21 protein-coding genes are annotated in these 22,950 nt (G+C 49.7%); 19 read left to right on the forward strand and 2 right to left on the reverse strand.

What is annotated here, in order from left to right; translation table 11 throughout:
- Positions 1 to 143: 143 nt before the first annotated feature.
- From AC15IQ_RS13555 to ltrA, 4 genes are all read left to right on the forward strand, one after another.
- Entirely contained in the window at positions 144 to 611 is a 468-nt protein-coding gene (locus AC15IQ_RS13555) for a methylated-DNA--[protein]-cysteine S-methyltransferase (RefSeq protein ID WP_483179746.1), read from the forward strand.
- Positions 612 to 999: 388 nt separating this feature from the next.
- Entirely contained in the window at positions 1,000 to 1,773 is a 774-nt protein-coding gene (locus AC15IQ_RS13560) for an AzlC family ABC transporter permease (RefSeq protein ID WP_483179747.1), read from the forward strand.
- Positions 1,770 to 2,081 (forward strand): AzlD domain-containing protein, encoded by a 312-nt coding sequence (locus AC15IQ_RS13565; RefSeq protein ID WP_483179749.1) that lies wholly within the window; start codon positions 1,770 to 1,772, stop codon positions 2,079 to 2,081. The genes AC15IQ_RS13560 and AC15IQ_RS13565 overlap by 4 nt, the downstream gene beginning before the upstream one ends.
- A gap of 493 nt (positions 2,082 to 2,574) precedes the next feature.
- The gene (ltrA, locus tag AC15IQ_RS13570; RefSeq protein ID WP_483177505.1) at positions 2,575 to 3,897 is read left to right on the forward strand and encodes a group II intron reverse transcriptase/maturase; all 1,323 of its coding nucleotides are present in this window, start codon (positions 2,575 to 2,577) and stop codon (positions 3,895 to 3,897) included.
- Between the two features lie 313 nt (positions 3,898 to 4,210).
- Here ltrA and AC15IQ_RS13575 read toward each other — a convergent pair whose 3' ends face one another.
- Entirely contained in the window at positions 4,211 to 4,897 is a 687-nt protein-coding gene (locus AC15IQ_RS13575) for a phosphoribosylaminoimidazolesuccinocarboxamide synthase (protein WP_483179751.1), read from the reverse strand.
- 107 nt (positions 4,898 to 5,004) lie between these two features.
- On the reverse strand, positions 5,005 to 6,237 hold the full coding sequence (locus tag AC15IQ_RS13580; RefSeq protein ID WP_483179753.1) for an alpha/beta fold hydrolase: 1,233 nt from the start codon (positions 6,235 to 6,237) through the stop codon (positions 5,005 to 5,007).
- A 106-nt stretch (positions 6,238 to 6,343) separates the two neighbouring features.
- Between AC15IQ_RS13580 and AC15IQ_RS13585 the strand changes: the two genes are divergently transcribed.
- From AC15IQ_RS13585 to AC15IQ_RS13655, 15 genes are all read left to right on the forward strand, one after another.
- Positions 6,344 to 6,703 (forward strand): metallopeptidase family protein, encoded by a 360-nt coding sequence (locus AC15IQ_RS13585; protein WP_483179755.1) that lies wholly within the window; start codon positions 6,344 to 6,346, stop codon positions 6,701 to 6,703.
- A gap of 246 nt (positions 6,704 to 6,949) precedes the next feature.
- Positions 6,950 to 7,843: a peptidylprolyl isomerase gene (locus tag AC15IQ_RS13590; protein ID WP_483179758.1), complete on the forward strand. Its 894-nt coding sequence runs from the start codon at positions 6,950 to 6,952 to the stop codon at positions 7,841 to 7,843.
- A 544-nt stretch (positions 7,844 to 8,387) separates the two neighbouring features.
- Entirely contained in the window at positions 8,388 to 8,738 is a 351-nt protein-coding gene (locus tag AC15IQ_RS13595; RefSeq protein WP_483179760.1) for a PadR family transcriptional regulator, read from the forward strand.
- A complete protein-coding gene (locus AC15IQ_RS13600) occupies positions 8,731 to 9,387 on the forward strand; it encodes a permease prefix domain 1-containing protein (RefSeq protein ID WP_483179955.1) in 657 nt (218 codons plus the stop codon). The genes AC15IQ_RS13595 and AC15IQ_RS13600 overlap by 8 nt, the downstream gene beginning before the upstream one ends.
- Before the next feature lie 78 nt (positions 9,388 to 9,465).
- A complete protein-coding gene (locus AC15IQ_RS13605) occupies positions 9,466 to 10,065 on the forward strand; it encodes a DUF2269 domain-containing protein (protein ID WP_483179762.1) in 600 nt (199 codons plus the stop codon).
- A gap of 238 nt (positions 10,066 to 10,303) precedes the next feature.
- Positions 10,304 to 10,891, forward strand: a complete 588-nt coding sequence (locus AC15IQ_RS13610; RefSeq protein ID WP_483179763.1) for an RNA polymerase sigma factor — start codon at positions 10,304 to 10,306, stop codon at positions 10,889 to 10,891.
- 16 nt (positions 10,892 to 10,907) lie between these two features.
- Positions 10,908 to 12,482, forward strand: a complete 1,575-nt coding sequence (locus AC15IQ_RS13615) for a LolA family protein (protein ID WP_483179765.1) — start codon at positions 10,908 to 10,910, stop codon at positions 12,480 to 12,482.
- 430 nt (positions 12,483 to 12,912) lie between these two features.
- Positions 12,913 to 14,205 carry an S-layer homology domain-containing protein gene (locus tag AC15IQ_RS13620; protein ID WP_483179768.1) on the forward strand — a complete coding sequence of 431 codons (1,293 nt, stop codon included), beginning with the start codon at positions 12,913 to 12,915 and terminating at the stop codon, positions 14,203 to 14,205.
- Between the two features lie 108 nt (positions 14,206 to 14,313).
- Positions 14,314 to 14,772: a GyrI-like domain-containing protein gene (locus AC15IQ_RS13625; protein ID WP_483179770.1), complete on the forward strand. Its 459-nt coding sequence runs from the start codon at positions 14,314 to 14,316 to the stop codon at positions 14,770 to 14,772.
- Between the two features lie 267 nt (positions 14,773 to 15,039).
- Positions 15,040 to 15,390, forward strand: coding sequence for a hypothetical protein (locus AC15IQ_RS13630; RefSeq protein WP_483179772.1), 351 nt, complete (start codon positions 15,040 to 15,042; stop codon positions 15,388 to 15,390).
- A gap of 62 nt (positions 15,391 to 15,452) precedes the next feature.
- Positions 15,453 to 16,796: a tRNA (N6-isopentenyl adenosine(37)-C2)-methylthiotransferase MiaB gene (miaB, locus tag AC15IQ_RS13635; protein WP_483179773.1), complete on the forward strand. Its 1,344-nt coding sequence runs from the start codon at positions 15,453 to 15,455 to the stop codon at positions 16,794 to 16,796.
- A 29-nt stretch (positions 16,797 to 16,825) separates the two neighbouring features.
- Positions 16,826 to 17,209 (forward strand): YlbF/YmcA family competence regulator, encoded by a 384-nt coding sequence (locus AC15IQ_RS13640; protein ID WP_483179775.1) that lies wholly within the window; start codon positions 16,826 to 16,828, stop codon positions 17,207 to 17,209.
- A gap of 106 nt (positions 17,210 to 17,315) precedes the next feature.
- Entirely contained in the window at positions 17,316 to 19,892 is a 2,577-nt protein-coding gene (gene mutS / locus AC15IQ_RS13645) for a DNA mismatch repair protein MutS (protein ID WP_483179776.1), read from the forward strand.
- A gap of 31 nt (positions 19,893 to 19,923) precedes the next feature.
- Positions 19,924 to 21,606, forward strand: coding sequence for a hydantoinase/oxoprolinase family protein (locus AC15IQ_RS13650; RefSeq protein WP_483179778.1), 1,683 nt, complete (start codon positions 19,924 to 19,926; stop codon positions 21,604 to 21,606).
- Positions 21,603 to 22,949 (forward strand): histone deacetylase family protein, encoded by a 1,347-nt coding sequence (locus tag AC15IQ_RS13655; protein ID WP_483179780.1) that lies wholly within the window; start codon positions 21,603 to 21,605, stop codon positions 22,947 to 22,949. Before AC15IQ_RS13650 ends, AC15IQ_RS13655 begins: the two co-directional genes overlap by 4 nt.
- The last annotated feature ends 1 nt before the right edge of the window (position 22,950 follow it).

Raw genomic sequence — 22,950 nt, forward strand, 5'->3', positions numbered from 1 at the left:
CAGCTGTTGGGGTTGATGTATCAGCCGCTGCCAGTCCTATTATATAATGAGTAGTAGGTAAAAAGCGAAAACTCACTCCTTCCAATGCGTACTACAATAAGACTAATGAGCGGGAGGCCTTAGCTCACAGGAGATAAAAATTTATGAAGAGTGTGTATTATTATCAAACCGACCTCGGCATAATAGGCATCGCTGATGACGGTGAAGCTATAACCGAGGTTTTTTTTGCCAATGATGAGTCTCAGGACGATACGCCTCAAAAGGAAACCAGGCTGATACAACAGGCCGCAAGGCAGCTGATTGAATACCTAAAAGGCCAGCGGCGGAAATTTGACTTACCGCTGCGACTGATGGGCACAGAGATGCAGCAAGAAGTGTGGCAGGCGCTCTTAACCATCCCTTATGGGCAGACTCGTAGTTATAAACAGATCGCTGAACAAATCGGCAGGCCGAGAGCATACCGGGCAGTCGGCATGGCCAATAACCGCAATCCGGTCGCCATCATAGTGCCCTGCCATCGGGTAATTGGAGCTGATGGCAGCCTGGTCGGATATGGCGGCGGTCTGCATATTAAAGAACATCTGCTAAAATTGGAGCGGCATCACTTGTAAGGCTAAAGCGGTAGGTTTTCTGCAGCAGTTGACAAAAGCTCCAAACAGGCCATAGTGACAGAAATAGTATCAGCTAAAGCATCCATTATTTCATCTTGGACCTTGCTAAAAACCAGCATCTGATCTCGGAAAATACAGCAGCTAAAGCAATTATAAATTCTTCTTGGACGGTCTTCACTTGTAAGGCCTAAAGGCCGTGGTTTCATCAGACGATGTTTTTAAAGCATAACAGACCGAGGTTGCCGGTTGTGATTATTAGCAACCTGCAATAACTGCAGCTTAGGCATCGATTAGGTAATCAGCCGGATTCCTTTGTGAATCTATTATTTTATTCAAAGCACCTACATTTCTCATCCTGCGATTTTGTTAGTATGGTAGACTGTTATTTATGGACAAAAGCGAGACGACAATTAAAACAGCCGTAGAGCAGTGCGCTACTGCGTTGGCGGACAGTTCCGAAGAAAGCAGCACTTTCTTCCAAGGACTCAAAGCAGGCCTGCCCATAGCCATTGGTTATCTGCCGATCGCGGTGGCTTTCGGTCTTCTGGCCCGATCGGCAGGGCTTTCACTATTTATTGCAGTTTTGATGTCCTTGCTGGTATTTGCTGGAGCCAGCCAGTTTATTGCCGTAAATCTTATAGCCCTGGGAACACAGGCCTGGGAAATAGTACTGACCACTTTGGTGATCAACCTGCGCCATTTTCTGATGAGCGCTTCACTTTCGCAGCGCCTGGCGGTGAGTCTCGCCAAGCCCTGGCGTAGTCTCTTGGCCTTTGGCATAACTGATGAGACCTTTACGGTGGCATCGTTGCAATCCCAGTCGATACTGCGGGGCCCTTTCATATTAGGCCTCAATTTCATTGCCTACGCTTCCTGGGTGTTAGGGAGCGGTTTAGGGGTGCTCCTGGCAGGTGGACTGCCTGCGTCTCTTCAAGCCAGCATGGGAATAACCTTATATGCCATGTTTATCGGGCTGTTAGTGCCTTCGCTGCGAAAAGGCTGGCCGGTAGTAATAGTAGTGGTAGCGGCGGTCGTATTGCAGTCGGTAATGAACTGGGTGCCTGCTTTGAGTGCTCTGGCGACCGGGTGGAAACTGGTGTTGTCTGCCAGTCTGGCGGCCATGTTGGGTGCTGCGCTTTACCCACAGGGGGTGGAAAATTGAACCAGACCGAGCTGATTTTAATAGTGGTTTTTATGGCAGTGGTCACTTATCTGCCCCGCATGCTACCCCTGGTTCTGCTGCGCGACATCAATATGCCGCCTTTTCTCAAAACCTGCCTGCAGTTCGTCCCGTATGCCATACTGGGGGCATTGATCTTTCCAGGCGCATTGTATTCGACGGGGAGTATTCCGACTGCCATAGCCGGTATTTGCGGCTCAGCCTTATTGGCCTATCTGCGCCTCAACCTGGTGATCGTGGTGGTGGGAGGAATTCTCTGCGCTTACCTGTTCGGTTATACCGGGACGTGAGCGACCGAGCAAGGTCGTGACATATAGTGGGTGAGAAGCCCACCGAGAAAGGACTAGCCAACCACTCGTAGCCAGCCTTGGAGCGCAACTGGCAACAGAAGCGTTTAAGCGTAGGCAGGCGAGGTAATGGGCCGAAAGCCAGAGGCTGAAGGGAATGAGCCCCGAAATGTGTGTGGATGAGGAGGCCGATGCCGTACGTCCAGCAGAAGGCAACACCTCAGCGGTCGATAGGGCGAGAACGCTGAGGCTCCTCCGGGGTCAGAGACCTTGGCACGTTACACATTGTTAAGTCACGGTAACTCGGGAGACCCTGACAGTTCTTCCGCAGGGGAGTATGGCCGACAAGCAATACAAAGCAAGGGAGCCAAAAGTCTGTCAGGGAGTCGGATTGCTGCATAGTACTGATGAACAGGGTAATGCCTGGGGAGGAAAGGCGGCAACGTATTATAGCCCTTAGTCAAGGAAACATTGTCCTACTGGAGAGGAGAAGACAGTGGAAACGCAACTGGCAAGGATAGCCGAACGAGCAAGAGAAAATCCCAAGTACAAATTCATGACCCTAATCCATCTCATCAACGAGGATACGCTAAGTGCTGCACATAACCAGATGGCAGCACGAAAAGCACCAGGAGTGGATGGGGTAACCAGAAAAGACTACGGCGAAAACCTGGAAGAAAACATCAAAAACCTGGTGTCAAGAATGAAGAAACAAGCCTACAAACCGCAAGAGGTCAGGCGGGTTCGCATCCCCAAGCCAGGAACAGACAAAACGCGTCCGCTCGGAATACCCGCCTATGAAGACAAACTTGTACAGGCAGTAGCAGCACAGATACTAAACGCCATCTATGAACAGGACTTCATGGGTTTCTCCTATGGATTTCGACCCAAGCGGAGTGCGCACGATGCATTAAAGCACCTTAACAAGCTCATAGAGGATCATCGAGTAAACTACATCGTGGACGCTGACATCAAGGGATTCTTTGACCATGTGGATCACAAATGGGTAATGGAATTTCTAAAGGAACGCATAGCAGACACGAACATGCTACGACTCATCTACCGATTCCTCAGAGCAGGGGTGATAGAAGCCGGGGTAAGATATGATACCCCCGAGGGAACTCCCCAGGGCGGGGTAATATCACCAATACTGGCAAATGTGTACTTACACTATGTATTGGATCTATGGTTTCAGAAAGTAGTGCGAAAGCATTGCCGTGGTTCGGCCCATATGGTAAGGTACGCAGACGACTTTGTATGCTGTTTTGAATTTGAGGAAGACGCCCGAAGATTCTACGTCGCACTAGAGAAGAGACTGGCGAAATTCAACCTCGAGCTGGCCGCTGACAAAAGCCAGATCATAGCATTCGGAAAGAAGGCGGAGGCAGAGGCTAAAGCAAACGGGCTGCCCAAACCCGGGACTTTCGACTTTCTAGGTTTCACACACTATTGCGGAAAGAGCAGGCATGGTAAATTTCGTGTAAAGCGGAAAACCTGTCGCAAGAAATTCAAAATTAGTGTAGCCAAGGCAAAGGAATGGATAAAGTCACATCGACACATTCCGGTGCCGGATATTATGGAGGTGCTGAAGAGGAAGCTGCAGGGCTACTATCAGTACTATGCAGTGACGGATAACAGCGACGCGCTCTATCGGTACAAGGAACAGATAGAGAGACTCCTATTCAAGTGGCTAAACCGACGAAGTCAGAGGAAGAGTTTTGGATGGGACAAATTCCAGAAAATGCTAAGAAAGTACCCACTACCAAGGCCAAAGATAGCTGTAAACATATTTGACATGAGGTGGGAAATCTCTAGCTGAGAAGGCAAATGATAATACGAAGAGCCGTATGCGTTAATAGCGCACGTACGGTTCTGTGAGGGGTAAGGGTACAATCGTATGGAAATTAAGTACGGTTGAGCTAGTGAGACACTGCTAACCGAAAGGGGCAGAAACCGAGTAGGCTCAACCTAACCTTAATCATCTGGCGAGAGGCCCTGCCTACTCGACTCTTTCTGTAATCTTGATGGCTGGACACGCGTGGTAAGGGAATATGTCCAAGACATGAGTAGAAACGCCCTGAACACTAAAGGCTGCCCGATTATAGGGCAGCCTCTGGGGGCATCATCTTTCTTTAATCGTTGAGCATGATCTTTTCTAAATCCAAAGGCTGTATATGCTGGCCGTCCTTATAAGCCCTCATGTTGCCCCCGGAAATCTCATCCACCAGCGTTATCTGCTGCTCAGGCCCAACCCGCCCGAATTCAAATTTAATATCATACAGATCTACGCCTTTCCCGGCCAGTTCGTCTTTTACAATCGCAGTGATTTTTTGGGTCAGGTCCTTCAGTATCTGGTATTCGGTTTTGGATAGTATCCCCAGCATGTCCAGGGCATCCTCAGTGATGGGCGGATCTTCACGGGCATCATCTTTCAGGGTCACTTCCACAAAGTAGTCTAAGGGCTGAGCCTCCTGTACGTAGTCGCCATAACGCCGTAAAAAGCTGCCTACCGCACGCAGGCGGCAGATTACTTCCAGCCCTTTGCCGAACAGCGTAGCCGGCTTAACCGTCATGGTGGCGTTTTCTATATCTGCATCGATATAGTGGGTGGGAATGCCCTGCTTTTCGAGCACTTCAAAAAAATACTTGGTCAAACGCAATCCAGCCCGTCCTGCACCTTCAATAGTCAAACCGATAGTATTTGAACCCGGGTCGAAAACCCCATCCGCTCCGGTGGCATCATCTTTGAATTTCAACAGGTAATTGCCATCTTCCAGGCGGTATACATTTTTGGTTTTACCGGTATAAATCAACTCCACTGGCAACTTTCCTTTCCAACTCATTTTGGGCTTATTATAACCAAGTATCTATTGGGAAGCAATGTATACCTGCAGCAGGTCCAACTGCGAAGCTGCCTCAACTTGACTTAGCGCGGCGGGCTATTGACCAGGACCTGGTTGAGCAGCGCATCGCGGATTTCTTCAGGGCTGGCGCCATGGCCCGATTCAAGCCATATTAACTCTTTGTGGGGGGCTTCTAATACATCATAATAGCGTTCCACCAGCGAAGCCATAGCATTAACATCCTGACGTCCCACCAGGAAGTACATAGGAACCTCCATCTTGGCCGCCTGGGTGGTGAAGTCCAGGTTTTCTAGTTGTGGGTAGACCGTGCTGAAGGACTGCGCCAGGCCGCGGGCAAAATTGACCTTATCGACCAGGCCGTATTCATCGCTGAACTGCGGCACCAGGAAAGCCATCATCCCGATCTTAAGCGTCCCCATATGTTCGAACAGAACATCATTGTAAGTGGCATATTTGTAAGCCATTCCTTCCCCGAAATACGGAGGCTCACCATTCTCAATAAGTTTTTGCCTAAGTTTGGCATCACCACGTTCGGCAGCCAATTGCAAGCTCAACTGATATCCCAGACGGTCATTTTCAACTGTGTTGACCATCTGACCGTTGCCTATATAGGCGTAAAAGTGCTCCGGGTGCTGTTGCACCAGCTTGGTGCCCAATATAGTGCCCCAGGAAAGACCCATCACATAAATCTTGTCTTGACTAAACCTTTGACTCATTAATTCGGCCAACTCATGCGCGTCGGAGACAAAACGGTCCACGGTCAGGGTGGAGATGGGCACTGCACCATAGGATTTTCCCGTTCCGGGTTGATCCCAATTCACCACCACGAAGTGCTCCTCCAAGGGCTTTAAGGTCAGGGCATTGGCTGGGAACCCACCGGCGCCAGGGCCTCCGATGCCAAGATAGAGCAGCACTGGCTTGCTGGCATCTTGGCCCCGGATGGTTATCCACTGCTCAGTGCCGCCCAACTGAACTGTCTCCATCACTGCTATGCTGTTGTCACCAGCTATGGCCGGGGTTCTAGCATAATGTTGGGAGGCCGCCACAGCTAATAGGGTTAAGCTGATCATGCCGACAATTATCACCACCGCCAGTTTCAGACTGCGTTGCAAACGAAACCAGGCCATCAGCAGCAGGAATTGCAGTACAAACAATCCCAGCCAGATATAAAAAGGCACAGAGGTGCCAACCGGCAAGTCTGCCACCGGAATGATGGTCAACAGATACATCAACAATACTAATGTGGTTAATGCAACCGTACTGCGCCCGGTCGCTGATGGGGTATTGGTTTGCACAGCTAGCGCCTCCTCTTGTTTGTTGTTTAATAACTTTGTACCATAAAGTGGTGGAAATATATACAGGGAATCGATCCGCAGAGAAGACTGACAGGGAGGGAAATCCATGGCCAAACCATCGTATGATGAGTTCATTGTGATGCTGGATCAGGCTGTGACCCGCATACCGCCGTATTTCTGCCGCGAGCTGAACGGAGGTTTCAATGTGCAGCGTGGTAAAAAGGAGGAAGACGGCTTCTACATAATGGGGGAATATATAGAAGGTGGACACCTGGGCTGTTTTATAGTGTTTTACTACGGATCTTTTGCGGCATTGTTAAAGGGGGAGCCCCTTGAGGCATGGGAAGAGGAAATTATGGAAACAGTGCTGCATGAACTGCAGCATCATCTGGAGTCTTTGGCCGGATGCGAGGACCTAGCCCGGCGCGAGGTTGAAGAATTGGAGAAAATACTGCGTTCAGGTTAATCGGACCGAGGCCTTTATGGAATCGACAAATGGGAAACCGTGCTGGAGGATAGCCTACCCTAAGCCAGGGTTGATTAAGTCCAATGGAGAAAATTTTCGCCAGGACGGGAGTGAAAGGCTCCCTCATAGTAATTCTCAGTAGCCGCAATTACTTGAACGCGGTATTGACATTAAATACCGGCAGACTGAACACAAAAGCGACACATTGTTGTGCTAATATATTTGAGATGAAGGAGTGTGAATACAGTGAATGAAAACAAATCCAACCTAACCCGCACCATAGCACTGATTGTAGTTTTTACCCTGTTAGGAATCGGAGCAGGCTATGGCGCCGCCCAACTGAATCAGCCGGTTATCGCCAGTGTTAACGGCGAAAAGATCACCCAGCAAGAGTTTTACGATTCCCTGGTAAAAGCCAATGGCAATCAGGTTCTGGATTCGATGATTGCGTTGAAGATCGTAAAACTGGAAGCTGCCAAACAGAACATTGTAGTCGCTGAAGAGGAAGTGGCGGCTGAAATTCAAAAGTATTACGATTACTACGGCGGTGAACAGGCCTTTAAAGAGACCCTGCAAGCCAGCGGTCATACCATTGAGGATGTGAGAGAAGATACTACGGCAAATCTCCAGGTAAAAAAGATGTTATCGCAGAGGATCACCATCAGCGAAGAAGAGATCAAGGAGTATTACGAAGCCAATCAGGATTCATTTGCTCAACCAGAACAAGTAAAGGCCAGCCATATTCTGGTTGATAACCTGGAGGCGGCCAATGAAGTCAAGGCCAAACTGGATGGGGGCGCTGATTTCGCCCAACTGGCCAGTGAATACTCAACTGATGTCAGCAACAAAGACAATGGCGGAGACCTGGGGTATTTTGCCGAGGGACAGATGGTGCCCGAGTTTGACGAAGTGGCCTTTGCAATGCAAGCAGGTGAAATCAGCGGGCCAGTACAGACCGATTACGGCTTCCACATTATCAAAGTCACCGATAAGAAGGCGGCCCAGGAGCCTGATTACGAAGCCAGCAAAGAGGAGATCAGACAGACCCTGCTGGAGGAACGGATGGGTGATGAATATGCCGTGTGGATGGATGAACTTTTCCAGCAATATGAGGTTAAGAATAATCTAGTCAAGCAGTAGAGAGGCAAAATGCGGATTCCCCGCCGGGGTTTTACCCGACTGACAGGAAAAGCCTGGACATTGTCAAAAGAGCCCAAAGCCAGGAATCCGGATCGATAGCAATTGAGATGAGGACATGTTGTTATAATCAGCGCTGCAGCCAGGGATGTTGCCTCTAAACATTCCTGACTGCAGCAAGCAAGAAGCCCAGGGAAATACAAATAGCTTAACCAAGTGAGCAGCATCACCAACCGGAGCCCAGCTTCTCCAATATATTCAACCCGCTTTAATTACAAAACACCTGAAACCGTCTCGGTCGATGGGTTCAGCTCCATGCCCCAATAGAGTTGAAGCGGCCGTAATATTTAGTCAAGCGCTCAATCTATATATTATTCATATCTTACCTTCCACAAACAATGCTTACAATTTATTATCGGTATCAACTGGTACGAAATTGCCTTATTTCAGAAGTCACAGGGCAATCGATGTATTAACTACTCTCAGCCATAGTACCTTGACACGCATAGTAGTGTGTCATATAATATACTATAAGAGGTGATATTATATGGGTGGAAAAATTTCCACAGATCTGATACGCGGTCACACCGACACCATTATTTTAAACATCCTTCGGCAAGGCGACAGCTACGGATATGAGATTTATAAGACTGTGCTCACTTTGAGCGGGCAGCGCTATGAGCTTAAGGAAGCTACCCTGTATTCTGCTTTCAGGCGCTTAGAGCAGGATGAACTTATCGTTTCCTACTGGGGCGATGAGACTCAGGGAAGCAGGCGCAAATATTACCGCATCACCGCGAAGGGCAAAGATCATTATGAACAGAACCGCAAGGATTGGGTTTTTGCCAGGGAGGTCTTGGATAAATTGATACAAGGAGGCCTAAATAGTGATGAATAATGAGATATCCCAAAAAAATAAAATTGATGAATATATAAACCATTTATTTGCCGGGGTAGGGGCCAGCCAGCAGCTTTTCGAATTAAAAGAAGAGTTGGCTGTAAACCTGAGGGAAAAAATTCAGGATATCAAAGCCAGGGGACTGAATGATGAAGAGGCTTTCAGGGAAGCGGTTGCCTCCATGGGCGATTTGAGCGGACTGGTCGAAGATATGCGCAGGCTCGGTCAGGACACGGCCAGACAATCGGTTTATACATCCATGAAGGCCAGGATCTCTACTGCCGGTATAGTGATAGGTTCAATGCTTATCCTGTTCGGATTGTTTAGTGCGCTGATGCTCTACTTCATGGCTGGCTTCGGGGTGGCGTCGTTGGGCAATCTTATATTCTTGGTAGCCGGTGGAACGCTTTTGACATATAGCGTTCTTACCAGGGAAACCATGCATAAATACGCCATGAACACGATCCGGGCAGCCCTGTATGGTCTTTCAGTGGGGCTTTTGCTTTTCAGTATATTCACGGGATTTGTCACCCGCTATGCCACTGGCGAGATGTTTATAGCAGTAGCATCAGTGATGGTATTCTTTATAGCCGGTGTCGGCATTTTATTGACCCTGTTGCTAACAGGAAGCGATCGCAGTAAGCAGTAAGGAAAAGGGATACTTAAAGCGGTGTGAGGACTTCCTATAAAATCGCGGTTTCCATAGGCCACATGGAGGTATAACGTTATGATAGAACTTATCGGTACCGTATTCACCCTATTGGTTTTGATAATCGGTATGGTTCAGATTGCAAAGCTGTTTCCTGCTCGTTTGAGCACCAGACAGAAAAAATGCTGGCACCTGGCCCATGTTGTTTTTGTGATTATATACTTCTCCGGGGTGGTTGGGGCATTGCTTTTGACCAGTCTGGCTACTACTGTAGTGACTGATCATGAGCAGATCAGGGCGGCCCACATGTTTGCCAGGTATTTCGATTGGTTTTTGATCATCCCCGGTGCTATTGGGTGCATCATTTCGGGAGTATGGATATCGCTGCGGACTTCCTGGGGTTTGTTCAAGTATTATTGGATTATGATTAAGACACTGGGAAATATCACAGCGGTTCTTTTTGGCAGCACCCTGGTGAGAATATGGTTTGAAGAGCCCATAAACCTGACAGCCGCCGGGCAGATTAACCCCCTTGACAATCCCGCCTATTTACATAGCCATACCATGCTGTTAGTTGGAACAATAATCTCACTGGCTATTCTAATCTCATTATTGCTGATATCCTATATAAAACCTTGGGGAAAGCGCCTTTCAAAAGCAGCAGCAGCTGATTTGTAAGTGCCGCCTAATGACGATCTACATGGCATCTCAAAATGCCACAGTATTTTGTGCTGGGAGATTCTAAGCCCAACCTGGCAGTAATTTATAATGAGCACCAATAATTATAAGCTAATTCGCGCCGAGCGAGGTCTACTAAGCCTCGTTCGGCCTTTCTATTGTGATCCTTAAAATAGGGCAACATATCAATCTATAAAATATTGTAGGAGCAACCAATAATAATCTAACCGAATATGTTGTGACATTTGACAATGCTTATTCGTCTGTATTTATAAAGCCGATCGGTATAAAGAAGGTGAAAGTTATTAGGACTAACATACTCCTCAAGGCGGCGCAAGGTGATGCGTATTCGATTGAAGAGCTGTGTCTGGCACTCTGGGAGCCTGTTTATAGGTTTATTTACCACCGGGTTCAGAACCGGGAAGAAGCCGAAGATATAACTCAGGAGAGCTTTGCCAGAACCCTGGCATATTTCCGGAATCATGGTGAACCTCCGCATAATGTACTCGGATATCTGAAGACAGTAGGTGTTAATATTATCCGAGACTCCTGGCGGAAAAGACAACTTCAGGGCAAAGTAGTCAATTGGGAAGATGTGAAACCGCTAGTTGAGGATAACCAAACGGAACTGGTGCAGAGGCTGAGGATCGAAAGCGCCCTGGAAAGGCTCAAACCGGAACAGAAGACAGTCCTCCAACTCAGAATCCTAATGGGTTGCAGTGTTGCTGATACAGCCCGACAGATGGGGAAAAGCGAAGCAGCCGTACGCACTTGTCAATACCGCGCCTTGCAAACCCTGGCACGGTATCTGGATGACGTTGATTAAAAAGGAGGGTTGAAACATGGAGAGAAAAGAAAGCATCGTATCAGAATATATCGACGCCCTCAATAAAGAGGCCGCTCCCGGAAAGACCGGCAATGGCGTCAATGATCAGGAACTTGAACAGATATTTTCAGCCGTCAGAGCGGTCAAGAGCTTGAAAGAACCAGCCCTGCCGGATTCAGGATTCGCCCAGGGACTGGCTGAAAAGCTGACCACCAGGATACAGGAACGCGAAAGATCCGGCACGGTGAGGAATGCCTCCGGGGTGCTTGCTGGACAGTCAAGGCCCAAGCTTTCCCGGCCCAAATGGATGATTCCCGCAGCAGCCCTGGCGGCTTGTTTGCTCATCTTGGCGGTGATGGTCAGCAGTCCTAATATGTTTAGAAACGACGTAGCTTACGCCATGCAGCAGGCCGTCAGCAACCTCAGCAGTTATCATGGAGTCTTGGAAATGCGTTCTAATAACCAGGCTGGCGAGGAGTGGTTGGTGCGTCGGGCAGAGTTGTGGTCAGTAGGTGACAGATATGCTGTCAGGCAAGACGACGGGACTGTTACAGTTAACAATGGCGACAAGAAATGGCAAGTCCGTCCCCAGGAAAAAGCAGTAGCTATATTGCCAGTGCTTCCCGATCCTACCCGGCAGGGGTTCGATCTGCGCGATGAAGCCCAAAGGGCTTTGCAGTATCCCCATGAGGTGGTTGGTTCAGAGGTTATCGCCGGGCGTGACACCAGTAAACTGGAAATCCGTCCTCCTGGAGGTCTGGCCTACCATCTTTGGGTGGATAAACAAACCGATCTTCCTATACAAATCCGCACCCCGATGCAAAACTCACTGCAGACCACCTATACTTTTATCAGCCTGGAGGTGAACTCTCCGGTCGAAGACCATCTATTTGCGTACCAACCGCCGCAAGGTTATAAAATTGTGCAGGATGATCCTGGGCAGTTGGTGGCTACGGTGGAAGAAGCTGTTCTCATCAGCGGCTTTGCGCCTCTGCTTCCGGACGCCGCCCCGAAGCGAGTACTGGCATTTCAAGACCGCATGGTCCTGGATTATGGTGACACCACTATCACCGAAGTAAGCGCACAGGGCAGCTTTGCACCGGCTCCCAATTCGGCCTTGGGTCAGGCCGCCGGAGGCCCCTTGGAGGTTTGGTGGGAGGGCCTGCGCTGGCGGCAGAACGGCCTGGAGATCAAGGTAACCGGCCCACAACGCGTTGCTCTGGCAGCCGAAATCGCACCTGATCTGACTCTACCCCAAGTCAGCCACGACCTGGTCAGCCAGGCTCAGGTAAAAGTGTCTGTGGACATGGATATCGTTAGAGCTAATCAAATGCAGGTGGACCGGGGCAGCAGCCCCTGGCAGCTTGATCCGTTACATGTCGCTATGACCTTTGTCAATCTCAAAGTGTCGCCCCAGGGCATTATCGGAGAGCCTGAGATCGGGTCGGCATCATTCAAACTAGAGCTCAATACCGGTGCACAGGCAGCAATTACGGTCTCTGAAGGTCCGGTCAAAAAGGTGTATCTGCAGCGCCTGTTGCGCCAGGACGAGACCGGTATCTGGTCAGTGGTAGGCTATGACCCACGTTAAGTTAATAAGAGTTAGTACGAAAATGAACTGTACTGTTACTTGAACAACCCCCAAGGCAAATGCAGCCGTTATGCAACCACAGTACTCTGATGGGGAGGCTGCGGGGGAATTACTTGATAATCTGACACCGGCCATGGATGCACAGTCATACATGGCCTTATCTCTTGTAGTACGGTTTAATTCGCCACATTGATGCCCTGTCTCTGACCCAAACATTCTCCACATGTTATTTCATGGAGTAATAAGGATGAATGCAATATTGTAGGGGTTAGCTCCATAACCGGATATCGTGCAGCGATTCTTCCATGAATTAAAAATGACACAGATAAAACGTCCCCGCGTGTCATTACCACAATTTACATAAAGGGCTTGAAGATTAAGGTGGCAAATTTTAAAATTAACACCATTTTTCTTATAGAGGAGGTAAGTAATGCTAAGGAAGTTCATTATTGTCTGTTTGATAGGTTTATGGACGTTTGCTGCGGGCACCTCAGCCTGGGCGGCCAGCAGTACTGACAGCCGTGTAAAAAGATATAAGGACAACTATGCAGACTATTTAAAGCATGATAAGGTCATCGCCGATGCTTTTCTGGCAAATTATAATAACAGCGAAGCACAGGCCCTGGTAGCCAGAGCCATCTGGTATATGGAAAACGGCTATATGATATATGGTCACCATAAATACGAGACCACCGGATATATTGACTGTTCAATATTCACTGCGCTGGTTTACAGAGATTTCGGATACACCATAACCTCAGCTTCAAAAAAATACCCTGAGGTAGGCAAAAAGGTTGACGGGGTGTACTCTCGCCAAGTCCCGGGAAGCAGTACCTATGAACTGGTTGGCATCGAGAAGTTACAGCCGGGGGATATCTTCACCTTCTGGAAAAAAGACAGCACTGGCAGCGGGACTCACATCGGCCATGTAGCCCTTTATATTGGAAACATCAACGGTAAGCCAGCCATTATCCATACCATTTCAGGCCGCCCCACTGCCATTGGCATCACTAACAGCTTTAAGTATTGGTATGGGGAACACTTTGTTGAAGCCCGCCGGATTTTAGATAATGCCTCCTTTAGCCCGCAAAAACCTTGGCAGGTACCCCTGCCGGTTATCCCTGATAAATACCAACTCCCCCCTCAGAAGCCGATAATCCAGCCGGCACAAAAATTCCTGAGCAATAAAACCACATCTCAGTTCATGGATATTATCGGCCACTGGGCGGAGGAGGATATTCGTAAATTAATCAAAAGCGGGGTTTTTGATGGCTATCCGGACGGGACTTTCCGGCCTGAACAACCCATTAGCCGGGCCGAGTTCGCCACAGCCCTGGTAGCAGCCTTTGATATAAGCCCGAAAGGAGGCCAAATCTTCCGCGACACCTCATCACACTGGGCCAAAGACTATATTGCTGCGGCAGCTGCCCAGGACATTGTCAGTGGTTATACTACCTCCTACTTCGGCCCGGATGACCCCATAACCCGGGAACAAATGGCAGTCATGGTTATGAAAGCTGCACAAATCGATACAGAGGAGACCGACACCGTTAAAACCGTATATGCTGACCAGGCCTTCATCTCCCAATGGGCTCAAGGTGCAGTTCTGGCGGCTGAGCAAAAAGGCATAATAAAAGGCTACACTAATAATACCTATCAACCCAAGAGAGGAGCCAACCGGGCTGAGGCGGCCGCCGTTATATCCCGGGCTCTAGGTTTGTAGGTAAAGTTATCCAGGAGCACATTCCGTAAAGATTATCATTAAAAAATCTAACCATTAGCAGATATAAGCCTACTTTAGGTTACAATTATAAAAACAGGAGGTGTGTTTATGGATCAAAAATTCGAATTAATTGAAACCACATCACAGCCGGTGTTGTCCATAAGAAAGACCACTTCAGTGGGAAACCTACCGCAAGAACTGGGAGCAGCATATCAGTCAATTATGGCTTATCTTGAAGAACTTGGAAAACAACCAGCAGATGCACCGTTCACATGTTACTATAATATGGACATGGAAAACCTGGATGTTGAGATGGGGTTTCCGGTTTCTGAAGTTATCCCCGGAAAAGGCCACATTAATGCCAGCCAGATTCCGCCTGGCAAGAAAGCCACTGCTCTTTACAGCGGCCCTTACCAGGAGATGGGGCCTACCTATGAGGCCTTGACCCAATGGGTCATTGACAACGGACACGAACCGACCGGGGTAGTCTATGAACTGTATTACAACTCCCCTATGGAAGTACCTGAGAACGAACTATTGACCAAGATAGTATTTCTTCTGAAATAAAATGCAACAGTACCAGTCTGCCACATTACGTGTTAAATGCGATTGTAATCACACATGTTGCTTTCGTTTCCCTTAAGACTTGATGACGGCAGCTTAGAACCCCTGGATGAGTGCTTGCGGTACCAGAGCATCTCCAGGCGGCTCACTGTTGCGATCTGCATTGCTTGCGCCCGGGCTGAAATTGGGGTATGCTGGTAATCAAATTGATCTGATATACATATTAATGCATCATCCGGTGAAGAAAACTTCTGGATGAGGAGGATAGCAATGTCCGAGCAAGAGAAAATACTGATAGAGATACTGGTGGGCCCGCAGGGGGAGATCCGCAGTTGTGAAGGCTGCTCTGGAGGAGGTTGTTGCGGCACCGCAGATTATAGCTCTACCACTAAAATGGTGGCCGAGGTGTTGCAAGAGCATTTTGGAGAGCTGGTAGAGGTGCGCTACATCGATGTTGAGCAGACCGGACTGACGGATTATCCCAAGGTACCTAACGTACTATCTGTAGGCTACCGCTATCCGATAACATTGATCAACGGCAAACCCCGACTGGCCGGTGGAGTTAGTTTGGATCAGATCAGGAACCTGGTGGAAAAGGCTATCAAAGGTCCTCAGGACTAGATTTTAATCTGCACCGCCGGGCTGTGCCCGGCTTTATTATGTTGACTAGAGGAGCACTGAAGATGTCAGCAAAGTCGGATTATCAACAAGCCGAAAAACGCTACCATATATTGACCTACGGCTGCCAGATGAATGTTCGCGATTCTGAAGTCATAGCCGGCCTTTTGGAAGGGTGTGGATATCATTCTGTTGCAGACCCTAAAGAGGCTAACTTAATTATTTTTAACACCTGCAGTGTGAGGCATTCGGCAGAGAATAAGGTGTTCGGCAAGTTGGGCGAAATAACTGCCTGGAAACGTAAGGATCCTTCCAAAATTATAGCTTTTGGGGGCTGTATGGCCCAACTGCCCGAGGTTAGGCAGATACTGAAAAAGCAACCGGTAGATATCATATTCGGGACCTTAAACATACATGAATTGCCTGGACTGGTACGCCGCGCTGAGGAAGGACATGTTCCGGTGGTGCAGGTATGGGATAAAGAAGGTGCCATAATTGAGCCTCTGCCGTCAAAGCGCAGCGGCGGTTTCAGTGCTTTTGTCAACATTATGTTCGGCTGCAACAACTTTTGCAGCTATTGCATAGTGCCCTACACCCGGGGCAGAGAGCGCAGTCGCAATCCGCAAGAGATCAAGAAGGAGATTGAAGCCCTGGCAGCAGCAGGTTATAAAGAGGTCACTCTCCTAGGTCAAAATGTAAACTCTTACGGCCGGGGTCTGGAAGATAATATCGATTTCCCGGATCTGCTCAATATGGTCTCAGAGGTAAAAGGTATCGAGCGCATCCGCTTTACTACCTCTCACCCCAAGGATCTGTCTGATAAGCTGATCGGTACCATGGCCCAAAACCCCAAAGTCTGTGAACACATCCACGTGGCCATGCAATCCGGCAGTAACCGTATCCTAAAATTGATGAACCGCGGATACACCCGGGAGCACTATTTAAAAAGGGCATTGGAGTTGCGCGAGCGAATCCCCGGGGTGGCCATCAGCACCGATATTATTGTGGGGTTTCCCGGCGAGAGGGAAGAGGATTTTGCTGAAACCCTGGATATGGTAGAAAAAGTACGCTTTGATTCGGCCTTCACCTTTATGTATTCGCCCCGTTCCGGCACTAAAGCTGCTGCTATGGATGAGCAGTTGCCGGTGGAGATCAAGCGCAGGAGGTTGCACCAGCTCACCCAGCTGCAGTACGGTATTGCCCTGGAGATCAATCGCAGCCTGGAGGGCAAATGTGAAGAGGTATTGGTGGAAGGGCCCAGTAAAACCGATCCCAGTAAGCTGACCTCTCGCAGCAGGACTAATCGGATAATTATATTTTCTGGTCCGGACAATATCGCCGGCGAGACTATACGTGTTAAAATAACAGAAGCCAGAACGTTTTCGCTATTTGGAGAAATAGCCAGGTAAGCCTGGAATTTAATAAGGAGGTAGCTCTTTTGCATAGAGATGACATTATAAGACTAGCCATGGAACTGGGTTCATCCATCGCCTCATGCGATGAACTCATGGAGGTAAAAAGGCTGCAGGAACAGCTGCAAGCAGATGAAACCGCATTCGGATTGGTGATGAAGTACCAGGCCAGTCGCATGAATCTGGATAACAAGCAACAGGCTGGTCAGAATGTGACTTCTGAAGATGAAAACCATCTGCATATCCTGGAACAACAGATGCGCAACAATCCTCTGGTGATGCAGGTAATGGATGCACAGGACAGATTCAACAATCTGATGCAGGCAGTGTATTTTGCCATGAATCAGAGCCTTTCTGGCGGCTGCAGCCCTGATGGCTGCGGAGGTTCATGCAGCGGCTGCGGCATGTAAGGACTCATTTTCGGTGGGTATTTTATATCGAAGGGCCCTATCTGGGTCTTTCTTTTTGCCCGGATAGGCGAGAGGAGTTTTCTAGTAATGAGGAGGAGACTTAGTCTTGTCGAAGTTCACCCCCATGATTGAGCAATATCTGGACATAAAAGGCCAACACCAGGACGCCATTCTTTTTTTCCGCCTGGGGGATTTTTACGAAATGTTCTTTGAGGATGCCCAGATAGCTTCCCGGGAACTGGATATCGTTCTCACTGCTCGGGACGGTGGTCAGACCGAGCGCATCCCCATGTGCGGCATACCATATCATTCTGCCAACGGCTACATAGCTAAATTGATCTCTCAAGGATATAAAATCGCCATCTGTGAACAGGTGGAAGACCCCAAAGAAGCCAAAGGAATCGTTAAGCGAGAGGTAATCAGGGTAGTTACTCCTGGAACCGTTACCGATGAGAATCTCTTGCCTGAGGACCGCAACAATTACCTGGCTGCAGTAGTGGAGGCCAAAAACTGCCTGGGCCTGGCCTGGGTCGATGTATCGACCGGAGAGTTCCTGCTCACAGAATTTACCGGACCGTCCGCTCTGAACAGCCTTAGCGCTGAACTGCACCGCCTGGCACCGGCGGAATGCCTGATAGACAGCAGTGCCGGGCTTTATTCGCAATACTGGACCAAACCTGCCTGGTCTTTGAAAACCGCAGTAGCCGATATACCTGCTGAGGCCCTGGAGCACAGACAAGCTGCGGATATCCTAAAGAAAAATTTCCGCACCGCTACCCTGGATGGATTCGGTTTGAAAGATTTTACCGCCGGCCTTCAGGCAGCGGCCGCTATTGTACTATTCCTCCAGGAAACTCAGCAGCAGCATCTGCAGCATATCATGTCCCTCAAGATTTACCGCCCCGAGAATTACCTCTTTATAGACAGCGCTTCGCGGCGCAATTTGGAGATAACCGCCAACCTGCGTGAGGGGAGTAAAACCGGCACATTGTTCAGCATTCTGGACCGGTGTCATACCAGCATGGGCAAACGACTTTTGAGAAGGTGGCTGGAACTGCCCTTGCGGGAGGTCGCTGCCATCAATGAACGCCTGGAGGGGGTTGAAGAATTATACTCCCAGATAGGCCTGAGAGAAGAGTTGGCAGGCGTATTAGAGCGGGTCTATGACATGGAGCGACTCAGCGGCAAGCTGGGCAGCGGCAATGCCAATGCCCGCGATCTGTTGGCCTTAAAGTCATCCTGCCTGGCCTTGACCGATTTGAAAAGGGTGTTACGAAATTGTCACAATAGTCTGCTCAAGCAGGCAGCTTTGTTGGACAACCTGGAGGATCTGGCCGATCTTATCGAGCGTTCGATAGAAAATGACCCCCCTTTGGCCTTAAGAGAGGGCGGATTGATCAAGTCTGGTTATGATCCAGAGATCGATGCATTAAAAGCGCTTTCATGTGAAGGGTCCGCCTGGTTGGTGGAGTATGAGAATAAGGAAAAGGAGCGCACCGGTATTAAATATCTCAAGGTCGGCTTCAACAAGGTTTTCGGTTATTATCTGGAAATAAGCCGCTCCAACCTGCACCTGGTGCCAGTTGATTATGTACGCAAACAGACACTGGTCAATACCGAGCGTTTCATAACTGAGGAACTGAAGCAATATGAAGATAAAATCCTGGGTGCCCGAGAACGCCTCTTTAATCTGGAATACGAGGCTTTTGTCCAGGTGCGCGAAGCTCTTACCGTTCACTTAGAACGCATTCAAGACAGCGCCGCTAAAGCAGCCACGGTCGATGTACTGCTATCCCTGGCTGAGTGTGCTTTCCGCTATGATTATGTTCGTCCCCGGGTGGATGAAAGTGGTAGAATTGAGATCAAGGGGGGGCGCCACCCGGTAGTGGAGCATTTCTTGCCGGACAGCCATTTTGTGCCCAACGATATCCGTATGGATTCCGAAGCCTACCGTTTCCTGCTCATAACCGGACCCAATATGGGCGGCAAAAGCACCTATATGCGCCAGACTGCCCTAATTGTGATCATGGCCCAGATGGGCAGTTTTGTGCCCGCCCGTGAAGCCTATATCGGGGTAGCCGACCAGGTCTTCACCCGGGTAGGAGCAAGTGACGATCTGGCTTCTGGTCAGAGCACCTTCATGGTGGAAATGGTTGAGGTGGCCAACATATTGCGCAACGCCAGCTCAAACAGCCTGGTCATCCTTGATGAAATCGGCCGTGGCACCAGCACCTTTGACGGGCTGAGCATTGCCCGGGCGGTGAGCGAAGACCTGGCTAAGCGAATTAAAGCGCGCACCCTTTTTGCCACCCATTATCACGAACTGACTACACTGGCAGATGAGACCCAAGGGATAGTCAACCTTTCTGTATCAGTCAAAGAGAGTGGTGACACAGTGGTCTTTTTAAAAAAGGTCCTGCCGGGAAAAGCTGATAAGAGCTACGGTATTCATGTGGCCAAACTGGCCGGGTTGCCAGGGCCGGTGCTACAGCGCGCCGAAGAGGTCTTAAAAGGGCTGGAGAATAAGCCCGACAGTTCGCCGCCTGCACAAGTATTGACACAACCTGCTCTGTTTGGAGCTGATAATGCTTTGCTTACAGCACTGCTCCAATTGGAGGTTGACAACCTCAGCCCGCGTGAGGCTCTAAATATTCTATACCAGTGGAAAAGTGACTTTAAATGATCTGGTCCAAATAGGAGAAGGAGGTGCTGCCATGTTAATCGGCATCGACGTCGGTGGTACATTCACTGACGGGGTATTATTCGATGACGGCCGAATATTAGCCGCAGTTAAGAAACCTACTCAGACTGACAACCTGCAGGAGAGCCTTTTGGCGGTTCTGGATGAGCTGTTAGCAGCAGCCCATGGGACTGACATCAACAGGGTGGTGTTGAGCACCACTCTGGTAACCAACCTGCTGGCCACCGGGCAAGGGGAGCCTACCGCACTTTTCATGGTGCCCGGTTATGGGCTGCCTCACCGGGCATATGACCTGACTGCAAACATCTATTTTTTGCAGGGAGCGGTTGATTTCCGCGGTCGGATCATTGAAAAGATCGATACCAATCAGCTCTTTGTAGCCCTGCAGGATGTACAGCACAAAGGCATCAAGAGGATCGCGGTGGCCTGTAAATTCTCCAACCGCAACCAGTCCTTGGAACAGCAAATCAGGGATGAGATTATGAAAATTGACCCAGAGATGCAAGTTACCATAAGTGCCGAGGTTTCCGGAAAGCTGAACTTTCCGCGCCGTGCCGCCACCACTTATTTCACAGCCATGACTATGCCAGAGTGGAAGCGCTTCGCCAACCGCATCGAACAAGCCCTGGAAGCCCGCAATTTGGATGCGGAGATTCACATACTCAAGGCCGATGGGGGCACCATGCCTCTGGCGGCCTCGCTCTCCAATCCCTGTGAAACCATATTCTCCGGCCCTGCCGCCAGCACTATGGGTGCTACTGCACTGAGCCGGGATAGACTGAACTCGGTGGTGGTAGATATCGGCGGTACCACTACCGATATATCGCTGTTGATTTCCGGAGAACCCCTCTATGCATCCAAGGGAGCGCGGATTGATAAACACTTCACCCATATCAATGCCTTCGCGGTACGCTCGATTGCCCTAGGCGGCGATAGCGTGATCCGCTGCCGGGACAATAGCATCAGGGTAGGTCCGATGCGCATCGGGGCAGCGGCCTGTTTCGGGGGGGATGAACCCACCGTTACCGATGTTTTCAATGTGTACCATGAATTGAAAGTAGGAGATTGGAATCGCTCCAGAGAACTGCTGACTACTTTGGCTGAATCTTCCCAAATGTCGCTGCAGAGTCTCTGTTTCTTTGTAGTGGAAACCGTTATGGAACGCTTGAAACGGTCGATATCTGATATGTTCACTGAATGGGAGAATGAACCGGCTTATAAAGTGTGGGAAGTAGTGCACCGCCGTAAATTCCAATTGGACCGGATCATCGGCATAGGGGCGGCAGCCCATGCTATAGTCCCGATCCTGGCCGCAGAAATAGGTGTGCCGGGCTTTGTACACCATTATGCTCCGGTGGCCAACGCCCTGGGGGCAGCGGTAGTTCGTCCCACCCTGGCCCTGCAACTGCATGTCGACACCGCCAGCAATCTCTATACAGTGGATTCCGGAGGGCTGACCGGCACTCTGCCAGATCCACGAAAATTTCAACTCACCGATGCCAAAGTTCTGGCCATAAGCTGCTTGGAAGAAGTCAGCCGGGCCAGGGGCATAGATAAATACACCGTAAACGCCAGTTTTTTTATGGAGGAGCAGTTCAATATGATCCGCGGCTGGGACCGGGTAGGCAAGATCTTTGAGGTTGGGATACAGGTCGCACCCGGATTTATTGAAGAATATCAGGGGGTGAGTGAATGAAGCCGACCGGAATTCTATTTTTTCCGGCCTTTGACTGGGCCATTTCTCCGACCCACCCGGAGCGCGAGGAACGCCTCTTATATACCCGTGATCAGATTTTCGAAGAAGGCATAATGGATATGCCTCAGATCCGCGAATACCAGCCGGGTCTGGCCACCTTCAAAGACATCGCCAGGGTGCATTTCTGCGTACCGGATATAGAATCGCAGATCACCGAAGCACATCTGGTCTCTGCCGGTTCAGCTTTGCGTATGGCTGATGCGGTGGTCACCGGCGAGGTTAAGAACGGCTTTGCCATCATTCGCCCTCCAGGGCATCACTCCATGACCGTGGTCCATGGCAACCGCGGCTTCTGCAATATCAATAATGAGGCCATTATGGTGGAGTACCTGCGCCACAAGTACGGCTTAAAGCGCATCGCCATTGTGGATACTGATGTGCACCACGGAGACGGTACACAGGAGATCTTTTGGGATGACCCTGATGTGCTTTTTATCTCTTTCCATCAGGATGGCCGCACTCTGTATCCGGGCAGCGGTTTCATGGACGAGAACGGTGGTCCGATGGCCTATGGGACTACTATTAATATCCCACTGTCGCCGCGCACTACCGACGAAGGTATTCTGTTCATACTGGATAACCTGGTGATGCCCCTTTTGGAGGAATTTAAGCCCGATCTGGTAGTGAATTCAGCCGGGCAGGACAACCATTACAGCGACCCCCTGGCCAATATGTGCTTTACCGCTCAGGGCTATGCCCGCCTCAATCAGCGCCTCAAACCTGATATTGCGGTCCTGGAAGGGGGCTATTCAGTGGAGTCAGCCCTGCCTTATATCAACATGGGTCTGATAATGGCCATGGCGGGAATAGATTTTTCCAATCTCAAGGAACCGGACTATTCGCCCAACAAATTTAAAGAACCCGCTGGCAACCGGGAAGCCCTGCAGCGCATCGTCGACACCCAGCTCAGGGTGTTCCGTGAAAGGGAGGAAGTAATAGCCCGGACCAGAGCAAAGAGCGACCGTCCTTTCCGCATGGAACTGCGCAATATATTCTACGACACCGATTATATACACGAACAGCAGCGGGTCGAGGTACGCCTCTGCCCGACATGTGCCGGGTTCAGAACTATAGTTTCATCAGCCCGCCATCCTTCCGGCAGGGAATATACGGTAGGCTGTGTCTCCATTCCCTTCCGGGCTTGTACTCACTGCCGGGAAGAAGGTCAGGCAGCGTATCAGACGCTGCAGCGGTCCAATAATCAACTGGTATACCTGCAGAACAAGATCGACGATGACTACCGGGTAACCGATACCCGGACCCAACAGGAGATAAAGCTGTAAC

Source organism: Syntrophomonas sp. DTU019 (assembly GCA_913757435.1).
Lineage (GTDB): Bacteria > Bacillota > Syntrophomonadia > Syntrophomonadales > Syntrophomonadaceae > DTU019.